The organism is Streptomyces sp. NPDC056987 (genome assembly GCF_042673865.1).
Taxonomy (GTDB): Bacteria; Actinomycetota; Actinomycetes; order Streptomycetales; family Streptomycetaceae; genus Streptomyces.
Map to the genome: position 1 here is coordinate 173,522 of NZ_JBHURV010000004.1, position 25,881 is coordinate 199,402.

The 25,881-nt window shown below is 71.3% G+C and carries 23 protein-coding genes and 2 tRNA genes; 14 read left to right on the forward strand and 11 right to left on the reverse strand.

Going from position 1 to position 25,881, the window contains the following annotated elements; translation table 11 throughout:
- The first annotated feature begins 70 nt into the window (after positions 1-70).
- The 6 genes from ACFTZC_RS06845 to ACFTZC_RS06870 all read left to right on the forward strand — a co-directional run bounded on the left by ACFTZC_RS06845 (position 71) and on the right by ACFTZC_RS06870 (position 5,821).
- Positions 71-1,108, forward strand: coding sequence for a hypothetical protein (locus ACFTZC_RS06845; protein ID WP_382887521.1), 1,038 nt, complete (start codon positions 71-73; stop codon positions 1,106-1,108).
- A gap of 134 nt (positions 1,109-1,242) precedes the next feature.
- Entirely contained in the window at positions 1,243-2,022 is a 780-nt protein-coding gene (locus ACFTZC_RS06850; protein ID WP_382887523.1) for an HAD-IIA family hydrolase, read from the forward strand.
- A 93-nt stretch (positions 2,023-2,115) separates the two neighbouring features.
- Complete coding sequence (locus ACFTZC_RS06855; RefSeq protein WP_382887525.1) at positions 2,116-2,988, forward strand: hypothetical protein; 873 nt, start codon at positions 2,116-2,118, stop codon at positions 2,986-2,988.
- A gap of 169 nt (positions 2,989-3,157) precedes the next feature.
- A complete protein-coding gene (locus ACFTZC_RS06860; RefSeq protein ID WP_382887783.1) occupies positions 3,158-3,790 on the forward strand; it encodes a class F sortase in 633 nt (210 codons plus the stop codon).
- Between the two features lie 94 nt (positions 3,791-3,884).
- Positions 3,885-4,940 carry a glycoside hydrolase family 6 protein gene (locus ACFTZC_RS06865; protein ID WP_382887527.1) on the forward strand — a complete coding sequence of 352 codons (1,056 nt, stop codon included), beginning with the start codon at positions 3,885-3,887 and terminating at the stop codon, positions 4,938-4,940.
- Between the two features lie 161 nt (positions 4,941-5,101).
- Positions 5,102-5,821: a nucleoside/nucleotide kinase family protein gene (locus ACFTZC_RS06870; protein ID WP_382887529.1), complete on the forward strand. Its 720-nt coding sequence runs from the start codon at positions 5,102-5,104 to the stop codon at positions 5,819-5,821.
- Between the two features lie 10 nt (positions 5,822-5,831).
- On the opposite strand, the gene ACFTZC_RS06875 is transcribed toward ACFTZC_RS06870, so the two are convergent.
- The 3 genes from ACFTZC_RS06875 to ACFTZC_RS06885 form a co-directional block, all read right to left on the reverse strand.
- On the reverse strand, positions 5,832-7,784 hold the full coding sequence (locus ACFTZC_RS06875; protein WP_382887531.1) for a galactose oxidase-like domain-containing protein: 1,953 nt from the start codon (positions 7,782-7,784) through the stop codon (positions 5,832-5,834).
- Positions 7,781-9,799 (reverse strand): glycosyltransferase family 2 protein, encoded by a 2,019-nt coding sequence (locus tag ACFTZC_RS06880; RefSeq protein ID WP_382887533.1) that lies wholly within the window; start codon positions 9,797-9,799, stop codon positions 7,781-7,783. Before ACFTZC_RS06880 ends, ACFTZC_RS06875 begins: the two co-directional genes overlap by 4 nt.
- Positions 9,800-10,282: 483 nt before the next feature.
- A tRNA-Lys gene (locus ACFTZC_RS06885) sits at positions 10,283-10,356 on the reverse strand.
- 205 nt (positions 10,357-10,561) lie between these two features.
- Here ACFTZC_RS06885 and ACFTZC_RS06890 point away from each other — a divergent pair.
- The 4 genes from ACFTZC_RS06890 to ACFTZC_RS06905 all read left to right on the forward strand — a co-directional run bounded on the left by ACFTZC_RS06890 (position 10,562) and on the right by ACFTZC_RS06905 (position 15,354).
- Positions 10,562-11,914, forward strand: a complete 1,353-nt coding sequence (locus ACFTZC_RS06890; RefSeq protein WP_382887535.1) for a peptidoglycan-binding protein — start codon at positions 10,562-10,564, stop codon at positions 11,912-11,914.
- Positions 11,911-13,686, forward strand: a complete 1,776-nt coding sequence (locus ACFTZC_RS06895) for an SPFH domain-containing protein (RefSeq protein ID WP_382887538.1) — start codon at positions 11,911-11,913, stop codon at positions 13,684-13,686. The genes ACFTZC_RS06890 and ACFTZC_RS06895 overlap by 4 nt, the downstream gene beginning before the upstream one ends.
- Positions 13,687-13,921: 235 nt before the next feature.
- Positions 13,922-14,509, forward strand: coding sequence for a lytic polysaccharide monooxygenase (locus tag ACFTZC_RS06900; protein WP_382887540.1), 588 nt, complete (start codon positions 13,922-13,924; stop codon positions 14,507-14,509).
- Positions 14,510-14,862: 353 nt separating this feature from the next.
- Complete coding sequence (locus tag ACFTZC_RS06905; RefSeq protein ID WP_382887542.1) at positions 14,863-15,354, forward strand: phospholipase; 492 nt, start codon at positions 14,863-14,865, stop codon at positions 15,352-15,354.
- 83 nt (positions 15,355-15,437) lie between these two features.
- Here ACFTZC_RS06905 and ACFTZC_RS06910 read toward each other — a convergent pair.
- The 6 genes from ACFTZC_RS06910 to ehuB form a co-directional block, all read right to left on the reverse strand.
- Positions 15,438-15,511: transfer RNA gene (locus ACFTZC_RS06910), tRNA-Lys, on the reverse strand.
- Between the two features lie 67 nt (positions 15,512-15,578).
- Complete coding sequence (locus ACFTZC_RS06915) at positions 15,579-16,337, reverse strand: IclR family transcriptional regulator (protein ID WP_382887543.1); 759 nt, start codon at positions 16,335-16,337, stop codon at positions 15,579-15,581.
- A gap of 190 nt (positions 16,338-16,527) precedes the next feature.
- Entirely contained in the window at positions 16,528-17,322 is a 795-nt protein-coding gene (gene ehuA / locus ACFTZC_RS06920) for an ectoine/hydroxyectoine ABC transporter ATP-binding protein EhuA (RefSeq protein WP_382887545.1), read from the reverse strand.
- A complete protein-coding gene (ehuD, locus tag ACFTZC_RS06925) occupies positions 17,312-17,965 on the reverse strand; it encodes an ectoine/hydroxyectoine ABC transporter permease subunit EhuD (protein ID WP_382887547.1) in 654 nt (217 codons plus the stop codon). The genes ehuA and ehuD overlap by 11 nt, the downstream gene beginning before the upstream one ends.
- Positions 17,962-18,654 carry an ectoine/hydroxyectoine ABC transporter permease subunit EhuC gene (ehuC, locus tag ACFTZC_RS06930; protein ID WP_382887548.1) on the reverse strand — a complete coding sequence of 231 codons (693 nt, stop codon included), beginning with the start codon at positions 18,652-18,654 and terminating at the stop codon, positions 17,962-17,964. Before ehuC ends, ehuD begins: the two co-directional genes overlap by 4 nt.
- Positions 18,651-19,553: an ectoine/hydroxyectoine ABC transporter substrate-binding protein EhuB gene (gene ehuB / locus ACFTZC_RS06935; protein ID WP_382887549.1), complete on the reverse strand. Its 903-nt coding sequence runs from the start codon at positions 19,551-19,553 to the stop codon at positions 18,651-18,653. Before ehuB ends, ehuC begins: the two co-directional genes overlap by 4 nt.
- Positions 19,554-19,660: 107 nt before the next feature.
- Between ehuB and ACFTZC_RS06940 the strand changes: the two genes are divergently transcribed.
- Positions 19,661-20,158, forward strand: coding sequence for a DUF3830 family protein (locus ACFTZC_RS06940; RefSeq protein ID WP_382887551.1), 498 nt, complete (start codon positions 19,661-19,663; stop codon positions 20,156-20,158).
- 73 nt (positions 20,159-20,231) lie between these two features.
- Here the strand turns inward: ACFTZC_RS06940 and ACFTZC_RS06945 are convergent, their stop codons facing one another.
- Together ACFTZC_RS06945 and ACFTZC_RS06950 are read right to left on the reverse strand one after the other, a co-directional pair.
- Complete coding sequence (locus tag ACFTZC_RS06945; protein ID WP_382887553.1) at positions 20,232-21,767, reverse strand: amidase; 1,536 nt, start codon at positions 21,765-21,767, stop codon at positions 20,232-20,234.
- Positions 21,760-22,710, reverse strand: a complete 951-nt coding sequence (locus ACFTZC_RS06950; RefSeq protein WP_382887555.1) for a D-2-hydroxyacid dehydrogenase — start codon at positions 22,708-22,710, stop codon at positions 21,760-21,762. Before ACFTZC_RS06950 ends, ACFTZC_RS06945 begins: the two co-directional genes overlap by 8 nt.
- 188 nt (positions 22,711-22,898) lie before the next feature.
- On the opposite strand from ACFTZC_RS06950, the gene ACFTZC_RS06955 reads away from it, so the two are divergent.
- From ACFTZC_RS06955 to ACFTZC_RS06965, 3 genes are all read left to right on the forward strand, one after another.
- Complete coding sequence (locus tag ACFTZC_RS06955; RefSeq protein ID WP_382887557.1) at positions 22,899-23,882, forward strand: decarboxylase; 984 nt, start codon at positions 22,899-22,901, stop codon at positions 23,880-23,882.
- Positions 23,879-24,607, forward strand: coding sequence for a decarboxylase (locus tag ACFTZC_RS06960; RefSeq protein ID WP_382887559.1), 729 nt, complete (start codon positions 23,879-23,881; stop codon positions 24,605-24,607). Before ACFTZC_RS06955 ends, ACFTZC_RS06960 begins: the two co-directional genes overlap by 4 nt.
- Before the next feature lie 196 nt (positions 24,608-24,803).
- The gene (locus ACFTZC_RS06965; protein ID WP_382887785.1) at positions 24,804-25,859 is read left to right on the forward strand and encodes an LLM class flavin-dependent oxidoreductase; all 1,056 of its coding nucleotides are present in this window, start codon (positions 24,804-24,806) and stop codon (positions 25,857-25,859) included.
- Positions 25,860-25,881: the final 22 nt, after the last annotated feature.

Consider the following 25,881-nt stretch of genomic DNA (forward strand, 5'->3'; position numbering starts at 1 on the left):
CGGGCCCGTGGCACGGTCGGGGCGCCCCGACCGCCCAGCGACCAGCGAAGGCCGTTCCGTCATGCGTTCCGTGCGACCGCTTCACCTCCTCGCCGCCGTCGCCGCGTTCGTCGTGTTCGCCGTGTTCGCCACCTTCGCCGCGCTCGCCGTGGCCACCACGGACGCGCCGGTCACCCCGGCCGCGCCGGCCGGCCCGGTCGGCAGCGACCCGGGCCGGACCTGCGGCAGGGTGGCCGACCCCGACTTTCCGATCAGGGCCGAGCTGCGCGGCGGCCCGGGCGCGTACCGGGCCGGCGGCGCGGCCGGGGAGTGGTCGCTCGACCTGACCAACACCACCGGCGCGGAGTGCCGCAACATCCACCCCGTCGTGGTCCTCTACGACCGCGACCGGGTGCTCGACGCCTCCCAGGTGAAGCTGGAGATGGCCGACGACCGGGGGCGTATGCGCGCACTGCCGCTGGAGCGGACCGACCAGGACGAGATCGTCGCCGTACGGGACGACGGGTCGTCCGGGTTCACCGTCGCGGCGCACCGGACCGTCACCGTCCGGGCGCGGCTGGCCTTCACCGCGAGCGCGCGCCCGAACCGGATCTCGGCCACCGCCGCGACGGTGCAGCGCCGGGGGAACGACAGCGACTGGGTCGGCGCGTCCGACACCTACCGCTTCGCCGTCGCCGCTCCGGCCGGAGCCCCCGCCGCCTCCACCTCGGCCTCCACCTCGGCCGCCGCCCAGGACGCCGCCCCGGCTTCAGCTCCGGTCTCCGCCCAGGCCCAGGCCCCGGCCCCGGCCTCGGCTCAGGCCCAGGCCCAGGCCCCGGCTCCGGCTCAGGCCCCGGCTCCGGCTTCCGCCCCGGTCTCCGCCTCCGCTCCCGCCGCGCACCGCCCGGCCGACTTCCGTGCGCCCGGCGGCCCCTGGACCGGTGCCGCGCCGGTGCCGCGCCGTGAGGCCGCCCCCGCCGCGCCCGGTCTCCTCGGCTTCCCGGGACTCGCCGCCACCGGAACCCGTGCCGACCTCGCCGGCCGGGTCGTCGCCGCCCTGGCGCTGGGCACCGCCGGTGCCGTACTCGCCCTCGGGATCCGCCGCGTCGGGCGCGACCGGCGGGCCTGACCTGCGGAAGCCGAGCCCCGTACCGTCCCTCGCGCGGCCTGGTTAGGCTGGGAGCCGTCGATGGCATGTATTCGGCCATCCGGCCCATAGATGTGGCCACCGATATTCGGCCCCGCAGAGCGGAGAACAGTCCAGTGGCAGAGCGCAAGCCGATCGAGTCCTGGCTCACCGACATGGACGGCGTCCTCATCCACGAGGGCGTGCCGATCCCCGGCGCCGCCGAGTTCATCAAGCGGCTGCGGGACTCGGGCAAGCCGTTCCTCGTCCTCACCAACAACTCGATCTACACCCCGCGCGACCTCCAGGCCCGGCTCGCCCGGATGGGGCTCGACGTCCCCGTGGCCAACATCTGGACCTCGGCGCTCGCCACCGCCAAGTTCCTGGAGGACCAGCGGCCGAACGGCACGGCGTACGTCATCGGTGAGGCGGGACTGACCACCGCGCTGCACGACATCGGGTACATCCTCACCGACCACGAGCCGGACTACGTCGTCCTCGGCGAGACCCGTACGTACAGCTTCGAGGCCCTGACCAGGGCGATCCGGCTGATCAACGGCGGGGCGCGGTTCATCTGCACCAACCCCGACGAGACCGGCCCGTCGACCGAGGGGCCGCTGCCCGCCACCGGCGCCGTCGCCGCGCTGATCACGAAGGCCACCGGCAAGGACCCGTACTTCGCGGGCAAGCCGAACCCGCTGATGATGCGCACCGGGCTCAACGCCATCGGCGCGCACTCCGAGACCAGCGCGATGATCGGCGACCGCATGGACACCGACGTACTGGCCGGTCTGGAAGCGGGGATGGAGACCTTCCTCGTCCTGACGGGCGTCACCACTCCGGCCGATGTCGACCGGCACCCCTTCCGCCCCTCGAAGGTCGTTGACTCGATCGCCGATCTCGTCGACCGCGTCTGAGCACGTCAGAGGGGTCTACGGGGTGACGCCGCGCCGTTGAGGATGCGAAAACCCCGCGCACGGGTGAGCCTTGCCAGTATCAGGAGGTTCACGATGCGTACTGCTCTGCTCGCTCTCCGTGCCACAGGTGTGGTCACCGTCCTGGTGGCCGCACCCGTCCTCGGCACCGCCACCACCGCCCAGGCCCATGACGGCGTCCGGGTCACCGTCATCCCGTCCACCGCCGCCCCAGGCGATCAGGTGGAGATCCGCGCCGAGGGATGCAAGGGCCTTGAGGCCGTGGGCGTGTCCCCGGTCTTCGCCAACGACGTGAACCTGGCCCCCCGCGCCTACGGTGAGGACTGGATCCGTGACCAGGAAGAGGCGGCCAGGAATCCCGACTTCAAGGTGCCGCTCTCCGGTCTCGTGCGGGTGAAGGCGTCCGCGACCGGGGGACGGCAGGAGATCGACATCAGGTGCGACGGCCACAACCACCCCGGCTCGGGCAGCTTCGACGTCGTCGCCCGCAACCGGCCCGATCCGGCCCGGCCCGATCCGGCCCGCCCTGATCCAGGCAAGCCCGATCCAGGCAAGCCCGATCCAGACCGGGCGGACCAGCAGCGTCCCGGCCAGGACCGCGGTGACGACGGCCGCCGGGACCGCGAGCGCGGTGAGCACGACCGAGGCGATCACGACCGCCGGGACAAGGACCGCCGTGACCACGACCGCCGGGAGCCCTGGGCCCCGGTCCGGGCCGGCGGCGGCGGTACGGCCCAACTCGCCGCGGACGCACAGCCCGCCGCGGACACCCGGCCCGCGGACGCACGGCCCGCAGGACGGGCGGAGGAGCGCGAGCCCGCCGGAACGGTGGGACCCGGCACCTCGCACGCCGTGATCGGCCTGGTCCTCACCGGTATCGCGGCGGTCGCCGTGGCCTTCAGGAGCGTACGGCGGCAGCGTACGGCGGCCGGGCGGGACGCGAACTGACATGTTTTCAGCACACCGGCCCCCAGGGCCCGGCTGGTCGGGACGGCGTTCCATAGACCACTGCTCCTCCGCGTTCTGTTCGACCGGGCACTGTTCCGTGGACCACTGCTCCTGGGGGCGCCGCCCCGGCTGGCACCGCGGCGGCTACGCGTACGGCTCGGGGCGGCTGATGACCGGCGTCGCCTGGGCCGTACTCCTGCTCGGCCTCTGGCTCTGGGGGCGGGACGGCCAGGTCCCCGGAGCCGTCGCGGGGCCCGCCGCCGGGGACGTCGCCGCCGCCGGCAGCTCGCTGGGCGCCGAACTGCCGCCGTCCCGTACCCCGCTGGAGTCCACGCCCGGGGCGGGGACCCCGCGGCGGGTCGAGATCCCGTCCCTCGGCATCGAGGCACCCGTCGTGCCGCGCGGGCTCGACGCCTCCGGGGCGGTCGACCCGCCGCCGTACTCGGCGCCGGACACGGTCGGCTGGTACGGCGCGGGCGTCCGGCCGGGCGCGGAGGGCGCCGCGATCCTCGTCGGCCATGTCGACACGCAGACGGAACCGGCCGTTTTCTACGGGCTCAGCTCGGCCAGGACGGGGGAGAAGATCCGCGTCACCCGGACCGACGGGAAGACCGCCGAGTTCACCATCGACGACGTACAGGTCGTCGACCGGGACCGGTTCGACGCGAAGAAGGTCTACGGGGCCCACGAGAGGTCCCGCGCCGAGCTGCGCCTCATCACCTGCGGTGGCACCTTCGACCGTACGGAGCGGGCCTATACGGCGAACGTGGTGGTGTCGGCCTATCTGACCGGCGTGCGCTGATCGCGCGCCGGGACGGGCCGACGGCGTAACGGGCCGGGCGCGGGACCCGGTATGCCAGGATTGGTGGCTCCGGGCGGCATTCGAAGGGGAGTGGATGTACGGCAGCTATTCCGGTGGCGGACGTGGGGGCGTCCGCACGGGACCGAGGGTCAGGAAGGCCGGGGCGGCCGTCGCGGGGGCGGCGCTGCTGCTGGCGGGCTGTACGTCCGGCGGCGACGGTGACGACGGCGACGGTGACCGGAAGGCGGCGCCGGTGAGCCAGCGCCCCAAGGCGGAGGACCCGTACTGGGTCAACCCCGACGGCGGCGCGGCCCGCCAGGCCGCCGCGTACACCGGCAAGGGGGAGACCGGGAACGCCGCGCTGATCAGGAAGATCGCGGAACAGCCGGCCGCCGAGTGGATCACCCCCGACAACGCGGAGGCGCAGGCCAAGGGGTTCACGGAAGCGGCGGCCAAGGCCGACCGCGACGCCCTGCTGGTCCTCTACAACATCCCGCACCGCGACTGCGGCCAGTTCTCCAAGGGCGGCGCCGCGGACGGCGACACGTACCGGACCTGGGTCGACCAGGTCGCGCGGGGCATCGGGGAGCGCCGGGCGACGGTGGTGCTGGAGCCCGACGCCGTACTGCACCTGGTGGACGGCTGCACCCCGCAGGAGTTCCACGAGGAGCGGTACGCCCTGCTCAAGGGCGCGGTCGAGCGGCTCAAGCAGCAGCCCGCCACGACCGTCTACCTGGACGCGGGCAACCCGGGGTGGCAGACCCCCGACGCGCTCTTCGACCCCCTCCGGCGGGCGGGCGTCGACGCCGCCGACGGCTTCTCGGTCAACGTCTCCAACTTCTACACGACCGACGCGAGCAAGGACTACGGCAAGCGGCTCTCCGCGAAGGTCGGCGGCAAGCCCTTCGTGATCGACACCAGCCGCAACGGCAACGGCCCCTACACCAAGGGCGATCCGAGCGAGAACTGGTGCAACCCGCCGGGCCGTGCCCTCGGCGAGGACCCGACGACACAGACCGGTGACCCGCTGGTCAAGGCGTACCTGTGGATCAAACGCCCCGGCGAGTCGGACGGGGACTGCAAGGGCGGGCCCAAGGCCGGGGACTGGTACGAGAAGTACGCCCTGGACCTGGCGCGCAACACGAAGTAGACAGGTACCGAAGGCCCTGACCCGTGCCGGCCAGGGCCTTCGCCATGCCGCCACCCGCCGTCCGTCGGCCAGGCCCCCGCCTGCGTCTGCGCCTCCGCCATGCCGCCCCCGCTCGCCCGCCCGTCGGCTCGCCTGCCGGGCCGTCCGTACTGGAGAACCAGGTGCCCCTTCCGACCTCCGGCCCGGCTCCCGGGCTCCCCGTCGAGACCGGCCTCACCGCCCTCGTCGACCGGGCCCGCGGGCTCCTGGAGCGCCCCGGCCGGGCGCTCCTCGGCATCACCGGCGCCCCGGCGGCCGGCAAGAGCACCCTCGCCGGGCTGCTCGCCCGCGAACTGGGGCCCGCCGCCTGCCTGGTGCCGATGGACGGCTACCACCTGGCCAACTCCGTGCTCCTCGCCCTCGGCCGCCGCGACCGCAAGGGCGCCCCCGACACCTTCGACGCCGGGGGATACACCGCGCTCCTGCGCCGCCTGCGTGCTGCGGCCGGCCCGGACGAACCGAACGGCCCGGACAACGGTGTCGGGGAGACCGCGGGCGGCGGGGAGACCGTCTACGCGCCGCGGTTCCACCGGGAGATCGAGGAGTCCATCGCCGGGGAGATCGTCATCGGCCCCGAGGCGCGGCTCGTCATCACCGAGGGGAACTACCTGCTGCTGCCCGACGCCCCCTGGGCCGGTGTACGGCCGCTGCTGGACGAGTCCTGGTACGTCGAGCCGGACGAGGCGCTGCGGCTGCGCCGACTCGTCGACCGGCATGTGGAGTTCGGCAAGAGCCCGGCGGAGGCCCACGCGTGGGCGCACGGCACCGACCAGAACAACGCCGCACTGATCGCGCGCACCCGCGCCCACGCCGACCTCGTGGTACGACTGCCGGCCTACTGACCGGAAGCTGTTACTGCACGTCCACCCACACCGCCTTCGACGGTGTGCCCTCCCCGTCCGTCACGAAGAGCATGTACCACCCCGACGGCACCAGCGCGCTGTTCTTCGGCACCGTGACCTCGATGCCGTCCGCCGTCTTCTCGAAGTCCAGGGCCACCGTGCGCTGTTCGACGTCCGTGACATGCGTGACCGCGCTCGGGCGCATCAGCTTCGCCGTCTTGACCGCGCCCGGGTCCTTCACCTTGAAGGTCACCGACGCGCCGCGCTCGACCTCCTTCGGCCCGTCCGTGACCTCGGGACGCGTGTCGCGGAAACCGTACGGCGGCGTGTAGATCTCGATGCGCTGCTCGAAGACGCCCGGCTTGGTGTTGGCCTGGTCCGCGTAGAGCGAGTCCGAGCCGAAGATCATGACCCGGCCGTCGGGCAGCAGCACCGAGCCCGAGTGGTAGTTGCGGCCGACCGCCGGGTCGGCCACGCGGGTGTACGAGTCCGACGCAGGGTCGTACATCCGCGCCTGGAGCACGTTCGAGCCGCCGCGCCCGCGGTAGTCCTTCGAGCCGCCGGTGACCAGCACGCTGTCGTCGGGGAGCAGGGAGGCGCTCGGGTAGCGGGTGCCCTGGTCCAGGGTCGGGCCGTCCTTGAAGCGCGGGTCGTCCTCCTTCAGGTCGACCAGCCGGGACTTGTCGCTGGACTTCTTCGACTCGCCGACCCCGCCGCCGCCGATCACCATGAACTTCTGGTCCTGGGCGGGCGGCAGCATCACCGTCGCCGAGGTCTCCATCAGGTCGGGGTCGCTCAGCCCGGGGATCTTGTCGAACTTGTTGGTCTTCAGGTCCCAGATCCCCGGGTCACGGCCGACGTCGGCCGGTCCGTACCCCGCGTTGGAGCCGCTGTAGAAGAGCTTCCCGTTGTCCATGAGGAAGACCGCGGGGTACGTGGGGAACTTCCGGATGATCCCGGTGTACTTCCACGTCCGGGTCTCCGGGTCGTAGATCTCGTCCTTGCCGGGGACGATCTGGCCGATCTCGTCGAGCCCCGACATCGCCAGGACCTTGCCGTCCTGGAGCGTGGTCAGCGTCGGGTACCAGCGGGCCTCGTTCATCGGGTCGACCTTGATGTACTTCTCCGCGGTCGGGTCGAACTCGTAGGCCTCCTTGATCCCCTGGAAGTCCTTCTTGTCGAGAGCCAGCTTCTGCGCGATGCCGTAGACGTTGCGGGCGTCGGATCCCTTCATGCCCTGCACGCGGTAGTTGTCCTCGGTGCCGGTCTCGTACTGGGCGCCGGACTCGCGGGCCTCGACGTAGATACGGCCGAGTCCCGGGTCGTTGCGCACGAACGCGCCGGTCTGCTTGTCGAAGACCTTGGTGGCCTTCTCGACCAGGACCGGGTCCTTGGAGACGAACGTCTTGCCGTTCTCCTTGCCGGTGAACACCGTGCCCGCGGGGAGCGTCATCGGCTTGTCCGGGTCCTCGTTGTGGACGACCATCAGGCCGCCCGCCTTGGTGATGTCGCCCTTGAGCTTCTCGTACCGCTTCGTGCCGCCGGCTATGAGCAGGTTCCCGTCGGGCAGTTGGGTGTGCCCGGAGCAGAACATGTCCTTGGGGGTGGGGATCATCTTGTACGTGTTGGTCTCCGGGTCCCAGAGCACCGACTCGAACTTGCCCGCGTCGAAGTTCTTCTGGTTGTTCCCGGAGCCGGCTATCAGCAGCACCTTGCCGGTGTGCAGCAGCGAGGCGTGGATCGAGTTGATCTTGAACTTGGCCGGGACGTCCAGGAACTCCCAGTAGCCGTTCGCCGCCTTGTAGTCCGGGCGGTTGATCTTGTACTCGTGGTACTGCTCCGAGCCGAAGCGGTAGAGCGCGGGTCCGTTGAAGCCGGCCACCGCGACGACGACGGCCGCGCCGATCGCGATGCGCCGGGCCCGGTTCTTGCGGTGGTTCTGCCGGACGGGAATCGCGCTCATTTCTTACGTCCCCCAAGAGGAATCCGTGCTGTCGGTGCTGTCGGTGCTGCCTGGTACTGCTGCTGCGGGATCTGCGGCAGTGGCGCCGTACGGTCCAGCGGTGGTACGGCCTGTTCCGCCGCGCCTGCGCTACCTGCCGTGTTCGCGCCCTCCGTGCCGCCGCCACGGTGCGCCCCGCGCCGGCGCTTCGTACGCCGCTCCTGGCGCATGGACCACCGCCAGATGAAGATCGGGGCCGCCGTGATCAGCATCGCCAGCGTCGCCCACGTCAGCATCGCCGGGTGGTCGTGCCCGAGGATCAGCGACGCGACCATCGAACCGCCGAAGACCAGGATGAAGAAGAAGTGCACCCGGAACGTGCCGAAGAGGGTGTCCGGGCTGGACGAGTCGCCCTTCGGCGTCACCACGAAGCTGCTCTTGCGGCGCAGTACGGCGTCCATCAGCGAACGGGCGTACAGCGGCGCCGACATCGCCGACATCGCCATCCCGGCGAGCCCGCCGGAGCCCTCCGGCTCGTGCGGGGAGACGTTGTGGCGGCGGTTCCAGATGTAGAGGCCGATCTGGAGGGCCGAGGCGTTCCCGTACAGCATCATCCAGATCGTCGGGTCGATCTGCACCCCGGAGGCGCCCATGCCCAGGAAGAGCGCGCAGCTCAGCGCCGCCAGGATCCAGTTGAGCGCCGACATCGGGTAGAAGATGATCATCATCGTGTAGTTGAAGAGCTTGCCCGGGGGCAGCGAGGAGAAGCCCTTCCAGTACTGCTTGAGGATCGTCTCGTACGTACCGCGCGACCAGCGCAGCTGCTGGGTGAAGAAGTCCGTCCAGGCGGACGGGCCCTCGCCCACGGCGAGCACGTCGGGGGTGTAGACCGAGCGCCACTTGTTGCCGGACACGGGGTTGCGGTGGCGGTGCATCTCGAAGCCGGTCGCCATGTCCTCCGTGATGGAGTCGTAGAGACCGCCGATCTGCTTGAGCGCCCTGATCCGGACCGCGTTGCTCGTCCCGACGAACATGGGGGCGCCGTACCGGTTGCCCGCGCGCTGGATCAGCGCGTGGAAGAGGAACTGCTGCGACTCGGCGGCCTTCGTCACGAACGAGTCGTAGTTCCCGTACACCTGCGGGCCGATGACGAAGCCGACGTCCGGGTCGCGGAAGTAACCGAGCATCCGCTCCAGGTAGTTGGGCATCGGTACGTGGTCGGTGTCGACGGAGGCGAAGTAGTCGTAGTCGTCGCCGTGCGCGTCCAGCCAGGCGTTGTAGTTGCCGTGCTTCGTCTTGGCGCGGTGCGCGCCCTTCGGCTGGTTCCACTTCGCGATGCCCTTGCGGGAGAAGTGGTGCACGCCGAGCCGGGCGCAGACCTCCTTGACCGCCGCGTCGTCGCCCTCGTCCAGCAGCCAGACGTGCATGACGCCGCGGTGCCGGATCCGGACCGCCGCCTCCAGCGTCTTCGTCACCATCTCCAGGGGCTCCTTGCCCGGCACGAAGGAGGTGAGGAAGGCCACACGCGTACCGCTCTCGGGTATGACGGGGACCGGGTCGCGCGCGACCAGCGTCGCGTGCGCGTTGGAGATCACGTTCATCGTGCGGAACAGCTCGATCAGTCCGATGGAGACGAGCATCACGATGTCGAGGACGAGGAGGGTGTCGTTCTTGAGGTTGGGGTCGCGCTCGGTCCAGTGCTGCGGCTGCATCAGCCAGACGAAGAGCCCGATGGAGAGGAGCGGCGCCGCGCCGAGCAGCAGGGCGGCCCGGATGCGGTGCGTCTCCTGGGAGAGGAGCGAGCGGTACTGCACCTTGTACGGCTTGTCCGCGTCGGGCCTGGTCAACGGCCCGGCGAGCCGGCTGTAGTGCTCGTAGTCGTACTTGGGGAGGGCGGCGGCCCTGGCCTGCCGCCGCTGTCCGGCCCTTCTCAGGTGCGCGGGTATGCGGAGTTGGGTGGTCCGGGACGCGTCGGGCTCCCGCCGGTCCCCGGCCGGTCCGGCCTGTCCGGCCGGTCCGTCTGGCGTCGACGTCATGAGTCATCCCCCCGCACGCACACGTACTGCGTGATTGATCGAGTGTTCTGCCCGGATGTTCGCGTCCGGAGTGGCGCCCCTCGTCCGTCACCCCGGGCGCGTGAAGTGCGGCCGCTGTCTCCCTAGGACAGGAGGAGTGGCCGGTCCGGTTGCGCGATGTCGCCGACGGCACCGCACAAGCCGCGTCCGTACGGGCCCCCGCCCCGCCGCATCCCCACCGCTGGAACAACTGGGCGCGCCGCGCACAACTGTGCGGATCGCGTGCTCCTTTGGTGGTGATGAGTTGAGGATAGGTTGTCCGACCATCGTGCGGATCGCAAGGGAGAGAACAGCCGATTAGCGCGCATCTGGGCGATTTGTGTGTTCGGTGTGACGGATGCGATGGCGAGCAGGCGCCAAGTTTGGCGTGATTCCGCGAGTCGTCGGCCGGTGCGGGCATGAGTGAAGCCCCTTCACAAGCTGTGAAGGGGCTTCCACTCTGCGTGCGCCGCCAGGGACTCGAACCCCGGACCCGCTGATTAAGAGTCAGCTGCTCTAACCAACTGAGCTAGCGGCGCCTGCTGACCTGGAGAACTCTACCCGACCGTGAGGGGTGGCTCCGACCAATTGATGGCCGTTACGGCCTGTCGGATTGTCCTTTCTTACCGTTGATCCGTCAAAATGCGATTTGTCCGCACAGTTGACGCGCCGGCGCCCCTGTCGCCGGGTCGAAAGATCTTGAACGAAGAGATTCGTGATGAGGATGAGTGTGGAGGGGATCGCATGATCGTCCCGGTCTTCGAGGAGTACGAGCCCGCTCCCGACTGTCCCTGCGCCGGGTGCGCCGAGCGGCGGCGTGATCTGGCCAAAGGCCTGCCCGTACGGTCCGGCGGCCACCCGGCGGCGCACGGCGCCCGGCGTGCGCTGGTCCTGATGACCGCCGCCGGGGTCGCCCTGGGCGCGACGGGGGCCGAACCGGCGCGCGCCGCGGGCGCGGCGTCCGCCGTGGCCTTCGACCCCGACCCGGAGAGCCCGCAGGGCGGCAGCGGGCCCCTCCACGGGCGCCCCCTGCCGGGCCCGGGCTCCAGTCGGCCGCCGGCGGAGCCGCGCATGTCCACCCGCGCCGAGATCATCAACCGCGCCAAGCTGTGGGTGGCCGCCGAGGTGCCGTACAGCATGGAGAAGTACTGGTCGGACGGGTACCGCCAGGATTGCTCCGGCTATGTCTCGATGGCCTGGAACCTCGCGGGCAACGAATGGACCGGCAGCCTCGCGGAGTTCGGCGTACGGATCGACCGGGAGCAGCTGCAACCCGGCGACATGCTGCTCTTCCACAACCCGGACGACCCGAACAAGGGGTCGCACGTCACGCTCTTCGGCGGCTGGACCGACTACACGCACACCTATTACCGGGCGTACGAGCAGACCAAGCCGAACGCCCGTGCGCAGTCCACGCCCATGGCGTACTGGGAGAACAACGGCCGCTACATCCCGTACCGCTACAAGGGCCTCGTCGAACGGCCCGACGGCAAGGGGCCGGGGGCCGGTACGGGGGCCGCGAGCGGAGTGTCCGCGACCTTCCCCGGGGCGGGCGCCTTCCGCCCCGGTGCCCGCAACAAGTACGTCACCCAGCTCGGCCGGATGCTGGTGGAGCGCGGCGGCAAGCGCTTCTACTCCCGAGGGCCGGGACCGGGGTGGGGCGACGCGGACCGGCGGGCCACCCGGGCGTTCCAGCTCGCGCAGGGCTGGCGCGGCGCGGCGGCGGACGGCACACCGGGCCCGGGGACCTGGCGGCTTCTGGTGAAGGGCCTCGGGAAGAACATCCCGCCCGTGCGGCCCCCGGGCGGCACCTCCGGCGGCGGCCACGGACGGCCGCCCGGCGGGGGAACGACCACCGCGCCGGCGTTCCCCGGGAGCGCGTACTTCCGGCCCGGCAGCTCCAGCACGTACGTCGCCCAGCTCGGCCGTCAGCTCGTGAAGCGGGGCTTCGGCCGGCATTACGCCACGGGGCCGGGCCCGCGGTGGACGGAGGCGGACCGGCGCAATGTCGAGGCGTTCCAGCGGGCCCAGGGCTGGCGCGGCGCGGCGGCCGACGGCTACCCCGGCCCGGGGACCTGGCGGCGACTCTTCGCATGACGGACACGAGGATGACGGTGACGATGACGACGACCACCCCGACCGGCGACGACCCGACCACCCCGAGCGGCCTGAGCGGCCCGACCACTCCCGGCACTCCGGGCGGCCCGCGCGCGCGGGGCGACGAGGACGGCCTGCGCGGGCTGTTCACGGTACGCCCCGAACCCGCGCCGGAGGCCGCGCCACCGCCGGAGGCCGTGCCCGTCCAGGAGACGGAGGTGGAGGCGGCGCCCGAGCCGGCCCGGGAGGCGCACGGACCGGAGGAGCCGAGGGAGCCGAGGGAGCCGGAGGGGCCGGGAGAGCCGGGGGCGAGCCTCCCCGTGGGGACCACCGGTTCGGACGCCGTAAGGGCGGCTGCCGAGGACCCGGTGGACGCCGAAGGCCCGGCGCGCACCGTAGATCCGGGGCGCACCGCGGATCCGGTCGGTCCGGCGGCCCCGCCGGAGGCCACGCCCCTGCCGGACGTCGCGGATGTCGCGGAGGTCGCGGCCCCGGAGCCCCCGCCCCGGGCCGCCGACGAGACGTGGACCACCCCGCCCCGGGCCGTGCGCCCGGTGTTCGAGCTGGAGCCCGGTGCCTTCGGCCGGGGCAACGGGGTCTCCGTACGGTCCGCGCGCCCCGCGCACCCCGGCGACCGGCCCCGCTGGAGCCCGCTCATCGTCGGCGAGACCACCCACGAGATCCCCGTCCACCTCCTCTTCCGCGACGAGCCCGGCACGCACCCGCAGGCGCGGGCGGTCGCCGGAGGGCCGGTCAGGCCCACCGTCGTCGGGCGGCGGCGGGGGACCGGCGAACAGCCCCGGATCCGGCACGTTCCCGCGCCCGCGCCGGCGACCGCCGTCCCCGCGCGCGCCGCGCCGCCCGGCGATCCGCGCCTCACCGAGCGCCCGGGGCCCGCGCTGCCCGGCTCGGCCGCCGCGCTCGTCGGCCTCGCCGCGCTGCTCGGGTGCGCGGCCGTGGCCTGGTGGGCCGGGGCCCTGCCGGACACGGTGACGGAGGCGCTGCGGCTGCCCTCGTTCCCGTACGACGGCATCGGCCTCGGCGAGTGGGCGCTGCTGGCGCTCGGTGCGACGGTCGCGCTCTTCGCCTTCGGCGGGCTCGGCCGCGGCCAGGTCGGCCGGGCGTGGGTGCTGACGCTCTTCGGCGACTACCGGGGGAGCGTGCGCCGTACGGGACTGCTCTGGGTGAGCCCGCTGCTGCTGCGCCGCCGGGTGGACGTACGGCTGCGGCACTGGCGCAGCGAGCCGATGCCCGCGGTCGACGCGAACGGTACGGCGCTGCGCGTCGTCGTCCTCGTCGTCTGGCGGGTGCGGGACACCGTACAGGCGGCCCTCGGTGTCCAGGACCACGAGGAGTATCTGCGCGAGCAGGTCGAGGCGGCGATGGCGCGGGTGCTCTCGCAGCTGCCCGCCGACGCGTTCCACCACGACGCGCCGACCCTGCGCAACGCGGAGGCGGTCGGGGGCGCGCTGACCCGGATGCTGTCCGCGGAGTGCCGGCCCGTCGGCGTCGAGGTCTTCTCCGCGCAGCCGACGAGGATCGAGTACGCGCCGGAGATCGCCGCGGCGATGCAGCGCAGCCGGATCGCGGCGATCGACGCCCGGCAGCGGGACTCCGTACTGACGTCGGTGGTGGACGCGGTGGACGACACGGTGCACCGGCTGACCTCGCGCGGCCTGGTCGAGCTGGACGACTACGAGCGCAAGGCGTTGGTGAAGGACCTCACGGTCGCGTTCTACACGGGCCGGCAGGGGGCCGCGGAGCAGATCTGAGCCCGGCCGCACGGCTGGGAGAGAGCCAAGGGAGAGCCAGGAGAGAGCTGGGGGACGCGGGGGAGACGGCTGAGCGATGATCGGTCGATTGGTCTGGACCGCGTTGTGTACTTGTTATGGACACGACCAAAAAACCTCCATACTCTGAGACTTGGTCCAGACCAACAGTCGTTCTCCCTCTGCGCGCGCGTGCGGTACGGCTCACCGAACTCCCCCACGTTCTCTGGAGCGAAGCATGCGAAAGAAGATGGGCGCGGCCGTCGTCGGCCTCGCCGTCACCGCCGTCTCCCTGCTCGCCACCGGCAGCGCCAGCAGCCATGGCTACACCGACTCCCCGATCAGCCGGCAGAAGCTCTGCGCCAACGGCACCGTCACCAACTGCGGCAACATCCAGTGGGAACCGCAGAGCGTCGAGGGGCCCAAGGGCTTCCCGGCGGCCGGTCCCGCCGACGGTTCCATCTGCTCGGGCGGCAACGGCCAGTTCGCGCAGCTCGACGACCCGCGCGGCGGTGCGTGGCCCACGACCAAGCTGACGAGTGGCCAGAGCCACACCTTCCGCTGGCAGTTCACGGCCCGGCACGCGACGACCGACTTCCGGTACTACATCACCAAGAACGGCTGGAACCCGTCGCAGAAGCTCACCCGTGCCGCCCTGGAGACCCAGCCGTTCCTGACGGTGCCGTACAACAACCAGCAGCCGCCCGCCACGCTTTCGCACTCGGGCACCCTCCCGTCGAAGTCGGGGCGCCATGTCATCCTGGCGGTCTGGACGATCGCGGACACGTCGAACGCCTTCTACTCCTGCTCCGACGTCCAGTTCTGACGGTTCTGGCCGTTCTGACAGTTCTGGCCGTTCTGATCCACGCGTGAGCTGACCCGCCGTCGGTCCGGCCTCCCGGCCCGGTCCGGCGGCGGGTCGGCTCGTGAAGACTTCGGGTGTACGGCACCAACCGCCCGGGAGCCAATCGGGCAAGTGCGGACGGACCGTCAACAGGCTTTGCTCCCACGGGGCGTGTGAACGCCAGGGGGGTTTCCAGGTGGCTGGAATTGGGGCACCATTCCCGCGTCGGTCATCGCGCGTAGACCCGTGCGACAGCCGCGGAGTTCACGCTGTGGGCGCTCCGTGCCAACCCAGTCATGGAGCGTCTCCCCCCATATGCCCGGAGGTTTTCCGTCATGCGCAGACGTCTGGCACTTCCTCTCGCAGCAGCCGTACTCGCCCTCCCCCTCTCCCTCCTGACGGCCGCTCAGGCCACCGCCGCACCGGCCGACAAGCCGCAGGTGCTCAGCGGTTGGACCCAGGAGAGCGCGGCGAGCTACAACTCGTGGGTCGCGGCCCGTGGCAACCAGGGTGCCTGGTCCGCCTACGCCTTCGACTGGTCCACGGACTACTGCTCCTCCTCGCCCGACAACCCGTTCGGCTTCCCCTTCGCGACCTCGTGCGCGCGCCATGACTTCGGTTACCGCAACTACAAGGCGGCCGGGCAGTTCGACGCCAACAAGGCCCGGCTCGACTCCGCGTTCTACGCGGACCTGAAGCGGGTGTGCTCGGCGTACTCGGGCGCGACGAAGACGTCCTGCGACGCGACGGCGTGGACGTACTACCACGCGGTGGACATCTTCGGCGTGGACGGACAGAAGGGCGGCGGAGCGAAGGGCGCGGCCTGAGCCCCGGCCCGGTCCGACCTGATGTGATCTGACATGAGCATGAGGAAGGCCCCCCGCTCGCGCGAGGGGCCTTCCCGTGTCGGTGCGCCGCCAGGGACTCGAACCCCGGACCCGCTGATTAAGAGTCAGCTGCTCTAACCAACTGAGCTAGCGGCGCCTGCTGACTCGAAAATAATACCCGGTGTCCGAGGGTGCTCGGCACCAGCGCTTCCGCCCCCCGAGGCTCAGATCGTCAGGGCCAGCGCCACCGGGGCCGCCCTGCGGTTGAGCGTCTCGGCCGCCGCGCGCAGCCGGTGGGCGTGTTCCAGGGGGAGGGAGAGGGCGAGGCAGCCGACCGCGGAGCCCGCCGTCAGCGGGACGGCCGCGCAGACCGTGCCGACCGCGTACTCCTGGAGGTCCAGTACGGGGACCGTGGGCGGGTGGCCGTCCAGCCGGGAGAGGAGCAGCCGCTCGCTGGTGATCGTGCGGGAGGTGAACCGCGCGATCTTGTGGCGGGCGAGGTGTTCCTTGCGGCCGCCGTGGTCGAGCTGGGTCATCAGGCACTTGCCGATCGCGCTCGCGTGCGCCGTCGTGCGGAAGTCCACGTACTCGTTGACGGCGGGGGTGAGGGGGCCCTCGGAGACCTGGGTGATCCTGATCTCGCCGTCGACGTACCGGCTGACGTAGATGGCCGCGCCGATCGCGTCGCGCAGCTCGGCGAGGGTGTCCTGGAGCCGCGTTTCGAGGACCTGCGCCCGGTCGGCGCCGGAACCGAGCAGGGTCAGCGAATCGCCGATCACATACGCCCCGTCCGCCGCCTGCTCCACGTATCCCTCGCGGCGCAACATGGCGAGCAGCGGCGCGAGATGTCCGGCCGGCAGCCCGCTCTCGCTGGCGATCCTGGCGGCGGTCACCCCGCCGCCGTGCCGGGACACCGTCTCCAGCACACGCAGGACGTACCGCACCGAATGGAACGGGGCGGTCGGCTCCGGCTTCAGCACCACGGTCCCCCCTTGGCAGGTTGTTACCGCAAGCTCACCACCACGATAGCCGTCAAGGGTGGGAAAGAGGGGCGCTGTTGACCACCGAATTCGGCGCGGCCCAGGTCGCTGTACTGGGCCGCGCCACGCTGGCATATGCCAGAGGGATACTTGGTCAACGGGGTGTGAGACCGGGCGCAGGTCAGCGCGGCGCTCAGAGCACCGCGCCGAGGAACTCGCGCGTACGTTCGTGCTCCGGGTCCGTGAAGATCTTCTCCGGCGGTCCCGACTCGATGACCTTCCCGGCGTCGAACATCATCACGTCGTCGGAGATGTCCCGGGCGAAGTTCATCTCGTGGGTCACGCAGAGCATGGTGATGTCCGTGGTGTGGGCGATGTCCCGCAGGACGTCCAGAACCCCGGCGACCAGTTCCGGGTCGAGCGCCGAGGTGACCTCGTCCAGCAGCAGGATCTGCGGCCGCATCGCCAGCGCGCGGGCGATGGCCACGCGCTGCTGCTGCCCGCCGGAGAGCTGGGTCGGCTTCGCCGCGCAGCGGTCGCCGAGCCCGACGAGGTCGAGCAGTTCCCGGCCGCGTTCCTCGGCCTCGTCCTTGTCGAGCCCGAGCACCCGGACCGGTGCCTCCGTGATGTTGCGCAGGACGTTCATGTTGGGGAAGAGGTTGAACTGCTGGAAGACCATGCCGATGTTCTTCCGCACTTCGCGCACATGCTTCTCGGAGGCGGGGAACAGTTGGTCGCCGTTGACGGTGATGATGCCCTCGTCGGGTTTGACCAGCGTCATCAGCAGCCGCAGGATCGTGGTCTTGCCCGACCCCGAGGGGCCGACCAGCGTGACGTGCTTTCCCGGCCGTACGGAGAAACAGAGGTCGTCCAGGACGGTGTTCGCGCCGAATCTCTTCGTGACGTTCTCGAAGCGGATCAGCTCGGTGTCGGAGGCGGTGTCTGCGGACTTTGCTGTGCTCTGCGGGGGGATTCGGTCAGCGGACAAGACGACGCTCCAGGGCTCGCATGAGAAGAGAAGCCGGATAGGCGATGAGGATGAAGGCGATACCGACCACGGTCAGCGGTTCGGTGTACTGGAAGGTGGCCGCGCTCTCCAGCCGGGACTGCTGGAGCATTTCCAGCACGCTGATCCCGGCGAGCAGCGGGGTGTCCTTCAGCATCGAGATGACGTAATTGCCCAGCGCCGGCACGATGCGCCGGATCGCCTGCGGCAGGATCACCGCGATCCAGGTCCGGCCGACGGGCAGACTGAGCGCGGTGGCCGCCTCCCACTGCCCGACGGGCACCGCGTCGATTCCGGCCCGGTAGACCTGTGCGGTGTACGTCGAATAATGCAGCCCGATCGCGATCGTCCCGGTGGTCAGCCCGGAGAACTGGACCCCCCACTCGGGCAGGACGAAGAAGAAGAAAAAGAGCTGGACGAGCAGCGGCGTGTTCCGGATGAACTCGGTGACGACATTGACCGGCCACCGGACGAAACGCGTCGGCGCCCGGAATCCGATCGCCCAGACCAGCCCGAGCGTGAAGGAGAGGAGCGAGCCGAGGACGAGCACCTGAAGGGTGAGGAGCAGCCCGTCCCAGAAACGTGGCATGAAGTCCGCGACGGCGGACCAGTCCCAGCTGTTCATCGGGCGCCTCCCGCTGTCCCCGGCGTCCCCGGTGTCATGGTGATGCCGATGCCGGCCTTCGTCTTCCGCTCAAGCGCCTTCATGCCGCGCGTGAGGACGAACGCGAGCACGAAATAGATGACCAGCGTGATCGAGTAGATCTGCGCGCTGTCCTGGGTGGCCAGCCGCACCAGATAGGCGGCGAACGACACGTCGGCCACCCCGAGCAGGGAGACCAGCGCCGTGCCCTTCAGCAGTTCGACGAGGAGATTGCAGAACGGCGGGATCATCTCCGGTACCGCCTGCGGCAGCAGGATCAGCCGCATGCGCTGCCACGGCGTGAAATTCAGGGCGATGCCCGCCTCGCGCTGCGCCGGCGCGACGGAGTTCAGGGCGCCGCGCACGACCTCGGCGCCGTAGGCCCCGTACGACAGGCCCAGTGCCAGTACGGCGGCCCACATCGGGACGAGGGCCCAGCCGAAGAGTCCCGGCATGACGAAGAACAGCCAGAACATCAGCACCAGTGCCGACGTGCCGCGGAAGACCTCCGTGTAGAAGCCCGCGAGAAAACGGACGGTGCGCGAACGGTGCGTACGGGCGATTCCCACGGCGAATGCCACGGAGGTGGCGAGCGCCGCGCTGTACAGGGTGAGCTGAACGGTGATCCAGACACCCGGCAGCACCCACTGGGTCCAGAGGCCGGCGGTCATGCGCACAGCTCCTCTGCCGTCAGGGTGGTCATCTCCGACTCGGCGAATCCGAACGGCTTGAGAACGCGGAACAGTTCGCCGCTCTTCTTCATCTTGTGGATCTCGACGTTGAAGGCGTCCCGCAGCGCGGTATCGGTGGGACGGAACGCGAAACCGCCGCCGTCGACCTTCTTCTCGCCGTCCACGAGCGGCGCGAACGGTTCGGTCGCCTCGGCCTTGCGGCTGTTCTTCACCACTTCGCGCCCGGTCAGCGCCGTACCGGCGAAGACGTCGACCCGTCCGGACTCGACGGCGTTCAGCCCGGCGACCGGGTCCTGGAGAATGACGATCTCCTTCTCGGGTATCCCGGCGGATATCGCGTAGTCGATCTCCGCGTAGCCGGTACCCGTGGCGAGTTTCGCCTTCGTGCGCACCACGTCCTGGTAGGAGAGCAGCTTCTTCGGGTTTCCCTTGCGGACGATGAACGAGTCCAGCATCTGGTACTCGGGGTCCGCGAAAATGACCTGGCTGCACCGCTCGGCATTGATGTACATCCCGGCCGAGACGACATCGAACTGCTGCGAGTTGAGCCCCGGTATCAGGGAGGAGAAGTCGGTCGCGACGGGCTGCACCGAGCCGATCCCGAGCCGCTTGAAGATGACCTTCGCCAGCTCCACCGCCTCGCCGGTGAAATCGCCCTGGTCGTTGATGTACCCGTACGGTGCCTCGCCCGCGATGCCGAGCCGGACGGTCCGCTGCGATTTCAGCCGGGCGAGGGTGTCACCCGTCGGAACCCTGCTGCATCCGGCCGCGCCGAGCGCCCCCGCCGCGCCCAGCACCGCTGTACCCAGAAGCAGGGAACGTCGGCCTATGTTCCGTTTTGAGCGTCTTTCCGTGGTGTTCTCAGGTGGTGAAGCCATGGGCGCGCGGCTACCCGACTCCATACGGGTTATGCATATTGATTTGAGACGATCTCGTGCGGCCGGTGTGCCCTTGACTCGGCGGACCGGACGAGGACCATGAGGGCATGACCGATCGATTTGTCACCGTGTCATTGGACAAGCGCGGGGTGCACTGCACCGCGAAACTCCTGGACGACCGGGCTCCGGTCACCTGCGCCGCGGTGTGGGAGGCACTGCCGCTGGGCTCGGACGTGTACCACGCGAAGTACGCGCGCAACGAGATCTACGCGCTGTTTCCGGCCTTCGCCGCCGAGGAGCCACCCCTCGAAAATCCGACCGTGACCCCGATCCCCGGGGATCTGTGCTACTTCACCTTCTCCGACACGGAGCTGGGCACGGCGTCGTACGGCTACGACGAGAAGGCCACCGCGGGCCGCCGCACGGTCGTGGACCTCGCCCTCTTCTACGAGCGCAACAATCTGCTGATCAACGGCGACATGGGGTGGGTCCCCGGCATCGTCTGGGGCAGCGTCGTCGACGGCCTCGACCGGATGGCCGACGCCTGCCAGGACCTCTGGCGGGCGGGGGCCATCGGCGAGACGCTCAGCTTCCGGCGCGCGTAGCGCCGGGCGGGCGGGCCGACCGGCGGGCGGCCCGCCCGTGGCTGCCCGCCCGCCGGTCCGGTGGCACAGGCGCTCAGCCGGCCGCGGGGGCCGGGATCCGGGCCGCGCCCGACTCGTACAGCGCGTGCGCCGCGCGCAGCACCAGCTCGTCCGCGTGGCGCGCGGCGACGATCTGCACCCCGATGGGCAGCCCGTCCCCGTCCACCCCGCACGGCACCGTCGCCGCGGGCTGCTGCGTCAGGTTGAACGGGTACGTGAACGGCGTCCACGCCGTCCAGCGCCGCTGCCCCGAGCCCTTCGGGGTCTCCCTGCCCGCCTCGAACGCGGTGATCGGCAGCGTCGGCGTCACCAGCAGGTCGTACGAGGTGTGGAACCGGCCGAGCCGCCGCCCCAGCTCCATCCGCGCGTCCACCGCCGCCAGATAGTCCAGCGCGCTCCGCCGCTCGCCGTCCGCGACGATCTCCCGCAGCCCCGGGTCGAGCTCCTTGCGCTGCTCCTTCCCGAACGGCGCCACCAGCCGCGCCGCCCCCGTGAACCACAGCGTGTGGAACGCCTCCACCGGGTCGCTGATGTCCGGGTCCGCCTCCTCGATGTACGCGCCCAGCTCGGCGAGCCGGCTCACCGCCGCGCGTACCGCCGAGGCCACCTCGGGGCGCACCGCGACCTGACCGCCGAAGGACGCGGAGTACGCCACCCGCAGCCCCTTCACCCCGTCCGCACCGGCCTCCAGGGTGTCCCGCGCGGGCCGCGCCGGGGCGAGCTGCGACCAGTCCCGCCAGTCCGCGCCGCTGATCACGTCGAGGAGGAGCGCCGCGTCCGCCGCGTCCCGGGTCATCGGCCCGGCGTGCGCCAGCGTGCCGAAGGGGCTCGACGGATAGAGCGGTACGCGCCCGTACGTCGGTTTGAGGCCGAAGATCCCGCAGAAGGACGCCGGGATACGGACCGAGCCGCCGCCGTCGGTGCCGAGGGAGAGTGGCGCCGCGCCGAGCGCCACGGCCGCCGCGCTGCCGCCGCTGGACCCGCCCGAGGTGCGGGAGACGTCGTACGGGTTGCGCGTCACCCCGTTCAGCGGCGAGTCCGTGACGCCCTTCCAGCCGAACTCGGGGGTGGTCGTCTTCCCGACGAGGACCGCGCCGTGCTCCCGCAGCCGCGCGACCGCCGGCGCGTCCTCGTCCCACGCGCCCCCCGGTCGGACGGCCCGGGAGCCGCGCAGGGTGGGGCCGCCGCGCTGGAGGAAGAGGTCCTTCACCGAGACCGGCACCCCGTCGAGCAGCCCCCGCGGCTCCTGCCTGCGCCAGCGCTCCGCGGACTCCGCCGCCTGCGCGAGCGCCGCCTCGGAGTCCACCCGTACGAACGCGTTGACCAGCGGCTGCACCGTCGCGATCCGGTCCAGTACGGCACGGGTCGCGTCGACGGGGGAGAAGTCGCCCCGCGCGTACCCCGCGAGCAGCGCGCGTGCGGTGAGGTCGGTGAGGCGGGTGGGGTCGCCCGTGGTCGTCCGGTCCGCGGTGGTCCGGTCCGTGGTCGTCCCGCCCGTGGCCGTCCGGTCCGTAGCTGCGTGATCCCTGGTGCCGCCGTTCGTCATGTGGCCTCCGATGCGATCAGTCATGCATGGGGACGTACCCACGTTTCTTGTCCACCACGTTGGGAAGCGGCTTTCCGGCCACCCACAGCTCGTACAGATCGACGAACTGCTCGCCGAGACGGTCGCGCCAGCCGACCGTGTCCCCGCTCATGTGCGGGGAGACGATCAGCCCGGGGACGTCCCACAGCGGGCTCAGCGGATCCAGCGGCTCCTGGTCGAAGACGTCGAGCGCCGCGCCCGCGATCCACCGCTTGGAGACCGCGGCGACCAGATCGTCCTCGACGACGAGCTGGCCGCGCCCGACGTTGACGAACCGCGCCGACGGCTGCATCAGCCCGAACAGCCGGGCGTCGAACATGCCGCGCGTCGCGTCGGTCAGCGGGGCCGCGCAGATCACCCAGTCCGCCCGGGTCAGCAGCCGGTCGAGCTGATCGGCGCCGTACACCCCGGGGCGCGCCGTCCGGCCCGTGACGGCCACGGTGACGCCCAGCGCCCGCAGCGTACGGGCCACGGCCCGGCCGATCGGTCCCGCGCCGACCACGACGGCCCGGCTCTCCGCGACCCGCAGCCCCTCCCGGTGCTGCCAGCGGCGCCGGCCCTGGAGCTCCAGCGTGCCGGGCAGGTCCTTGGCCATGGCCAGCACGAGCCCCGCCACGTACTCGGCGATCGGCTCCTCGAAGATGCCCCGCGCGTTGGTCACGACGGTCTCGGACGCGACCAGTTCGGGGCAGAGCAGCCGGTCCACCCCCGCGCTCGCGGTGTGCACCCAGCGGGGCCGCGGGCCCGTGCCCGGCCAGGCGTCCCGTACCGCGTCCGAGGTGAAGTCCCAGACCAGCAGGGCGTCCGCGGACGGAAGCCGCTCGGCGAGGCCGTCCGCGTCGACCGAGGTGATCCTGGCCCGTCCCGTGAGCCGGCCGAGGCGCGGCGGCGGGTCCGCCGACAGGACGAGGAGGGTGGGTGGTGGCACGGGGAGCAGCCCTTCTGCCGGGGCCGTTGCACCAGGTGGGAGCGGTGCGCGGGCCGAGCGGGATTTCCCGTTGGAAAATTCCGTGCAACGTCTGAGATGTACCGATTGACCACGCTCGCATCCCCCTCCTACCGTCGTCAACAAGAGCATGTGCCTTGTCACTACGAGCGTGAGCAAGGGGGCCGGCAATGGATGTCTCCTTTCTGGGCGGACCGCAGCCACAGCGTGGCGTGGGTGTGGTCGCCCCGTTTGATTTCGCACTCGACCGCGAGCTGTGGCGATGGGTGCCCGACGACATCTCGTTGCGCCTGACCAGGACGCCCTACGTGCCGGTCGAGGTCTCCCTCGACCTGGCCAGGCTGGTCAGTGAGCACGAGACGCTGGGGGAGGCCGTCCGGGCCCTTGGCGTCTCCGAACCCGAGGTCGTCGCGTACGCCTGCGCCTCGGGCAGTTTCGTCGGCGGTCCGGCCGGCGAGAAAGCCATGTGCGAGGCGATGACCAGGGCCGGGGAGGTGCCGTCACTCACCACCTCCGGGGCCCTCGTCGAGGCGCTGGAGGAACTGGGTGTGAGCAGGATCGCGCTGGTCACGCCCTATACGGAGTCCGTGACACGGGCGCTGGAGGAGTATCTGGCGGAGGTGGGGGCAGCCGTTACGGGACGCGCTTTCCTCGGGCTGACCCGGGACATCTGGAAGGTCCCGTACCGGTCGGTCATGGACATGGCGCGACAGGCAGTCGTCGGGGCCGCCGACGCGCTGTTCATCAGTTGCACGAATCTGCCGACGTACGACGTGATTCCGCAATTGGAGGCCGAACTGGGCATGCCGGTGCTCTCCGCCAACCAGGTCACGATGTGGGCCGCGCTGCGCCGGCTCGGCGCGCACGCGGTCGGCCCGTACCAGGCGCTGCTGCTCGACCGGCCGTCGCCGTCGGCACCCACGGCCGCGCCGATGCCGGTGATCGTGCCGATCACGCCGATCGTGCCGATCACGCCGCTCACCCCGATCATCCCGAGCGCGACGGTTCCGCCGCCCGCGGAGGGCGAGCCGTCGGCCGAGTCCGTGCCTACGGTGGAATCGGTGGCACCGGCGTCACCCGTCGCACCGGCCGGCCCCGGCGGGCCCGTCCCGTCGGCACTGCCGCTGCCGGACGATACGGAAGGATGGACATGACCACCGTCGGATTCCTCTATCCCGGCCACTCCGCCGAGGACGACTACCCGCGCATCGAGATGCTGCTCGCGAGCGACGTCAGACTGCAGGTCGTCCACACCGACATCGGGGAGGACGCCCACCGCGTCGACGCGCTGCTGGAGATGGGCGCGGGGGAGCGGCTGGCGGCCGGGGTGGAGGAGCTGCGGCTGGGCGGTGCCGAGGCCGTGGTCTGGGCCTGCACCAGCGGCAGCTTCGTCTACGGGTGGGACGGCGCGCACGAGCAGACGCGCGCCCTCGCCCGGGCCGCGGGGCTGCCCGCGTCGAGCACGTCGTTCGCGTTCGCCCACGCCGTACGGGCACTGGGCGCGGAACGGGTCGCCGTCGCCGCGACCTACCCGGACGACGTCACGGAGTACTTCGGGGTCTTCCTCAAATCGGCCGGCATCGAGGTGGTGGCCGACCGGGCGAGCGGGATCATCACGGCCGCCGAGGTCGGCACGTGGGGCCGCGAACAGGTGCTGGAGCTGGCCCGCGCGGGCGACCACCCGGACGCGGAGGTCGTGCTGCTCCCCGACACGGCCCTGCACACGGCGGGGTGTCTGCCGGAGCTGGAGGAGGCGCTCGGCAAGCCGGTGCTCACGGCGAACCAGGTCACGGTCTGGGAAGGGCTGCGGCTCGCGGAGCGCACGGTGCGGGAGCCGAAACTGGGCACGCTCTTCGCGAGCAGGCCGTCCCCGGCGTGACGGGTTCCCCGGCCGGGGGACAACCCGCCGGCCGGGGAATAAACGGAGATACCCTCCTGTTGGGTGCTGTGCACTGACTTCACGAGGACGCACACGCAGGAGGAGCTGACCGGTGGACGAGGCGAGCCGAGGCACGACGGATCTTCGGGGCACGACGGATCGGGGCACGACGGAAACGGCGAGGGAGGCGGACCCGATCCGGGGGACGGCCCGCGGCACCGCGCCCGTGCCCCTGTCCGTACTGGACCTGGTCACCGTGGGCAGCGGCACCACCGCCACCGAGGCGCTCCGTACGAGCGTCGAGCTGGCCCGGCTCGCCGAGGGCCGCGGCTTCCACCGGCACTGGGTCGCGGAACACCACTCCATGCCGGGCGTCGCCTCGACCTCGCCCGCCGTGATCCTCGCGCATCTCGCCGCCCACACCGAGCGCATCAGGCTCGGCTCGGGCGGCGTCATGCTGCCCAACCACGCGCCACTGGTGATCGCGGAGCAGTTCGGCACGCTGGAGGCGTTCGCCCCCGGCCGCGTCGACCTCGGCCTGGGCCGCGCGCCCGGCACCGACGGCGCGACGGCCGCCGCGCTGCGCCGCACCGACCGGCTGAACGAGGGCGCGGACGACTTCCCGCAGCAGCTCGCCGAGCTGACCCGCTTCCTGGACGACGACTTCCCCGACGGCCACCCGTACTCCCGTATCCACGCCGTGCCGGGACCGGTCCAGGGCCCCGCGGCCCGCCCGCCGATCTGGCTGCTGGGCTCCTCCGGCTTCAGCGCCCGGCTGGCCGGGGTGCTGGGGCTGCCGTTCGCCTTCGCCCACCACTTCTCGGCGCAGAACACCGTCCCGGCGCTCGACCTCTACCGCGAGTCGTTCAAGCCGTCCGCCGTGCTCGACGCGCCGTACGCCCTGATCGGCGTCGCGGCCCTGGCGAGCGACGACGAACGCGAGGCCCGCCGCCAGGTGATGACGGGCGCGCTCTCGATGGTCCGGCTCCGGACGGGCCGGCCGGGGCTCGTCCCGACGCCGGAGGAGGCGGAGGCGTACCGGTTCAGCCCGATGGAGGAGGAGTTCGTCAACAGCTGGCTCGGCAACATCGTGCACGGCACGAAGGACGCGGTCGTCGACGGCCTGAACGACCTTCAGAAGCGCACGGGCGCCGACGAGTTGATGATCACCGCGAACGCGCACGGCGGCCCGGCCCGGCTGCGCAGCTACGAGCTGATCGCGGACGGATACGGCCTGTCGGCACCGGCCTGAGGCGGCCGCCCGGCCTGAGACG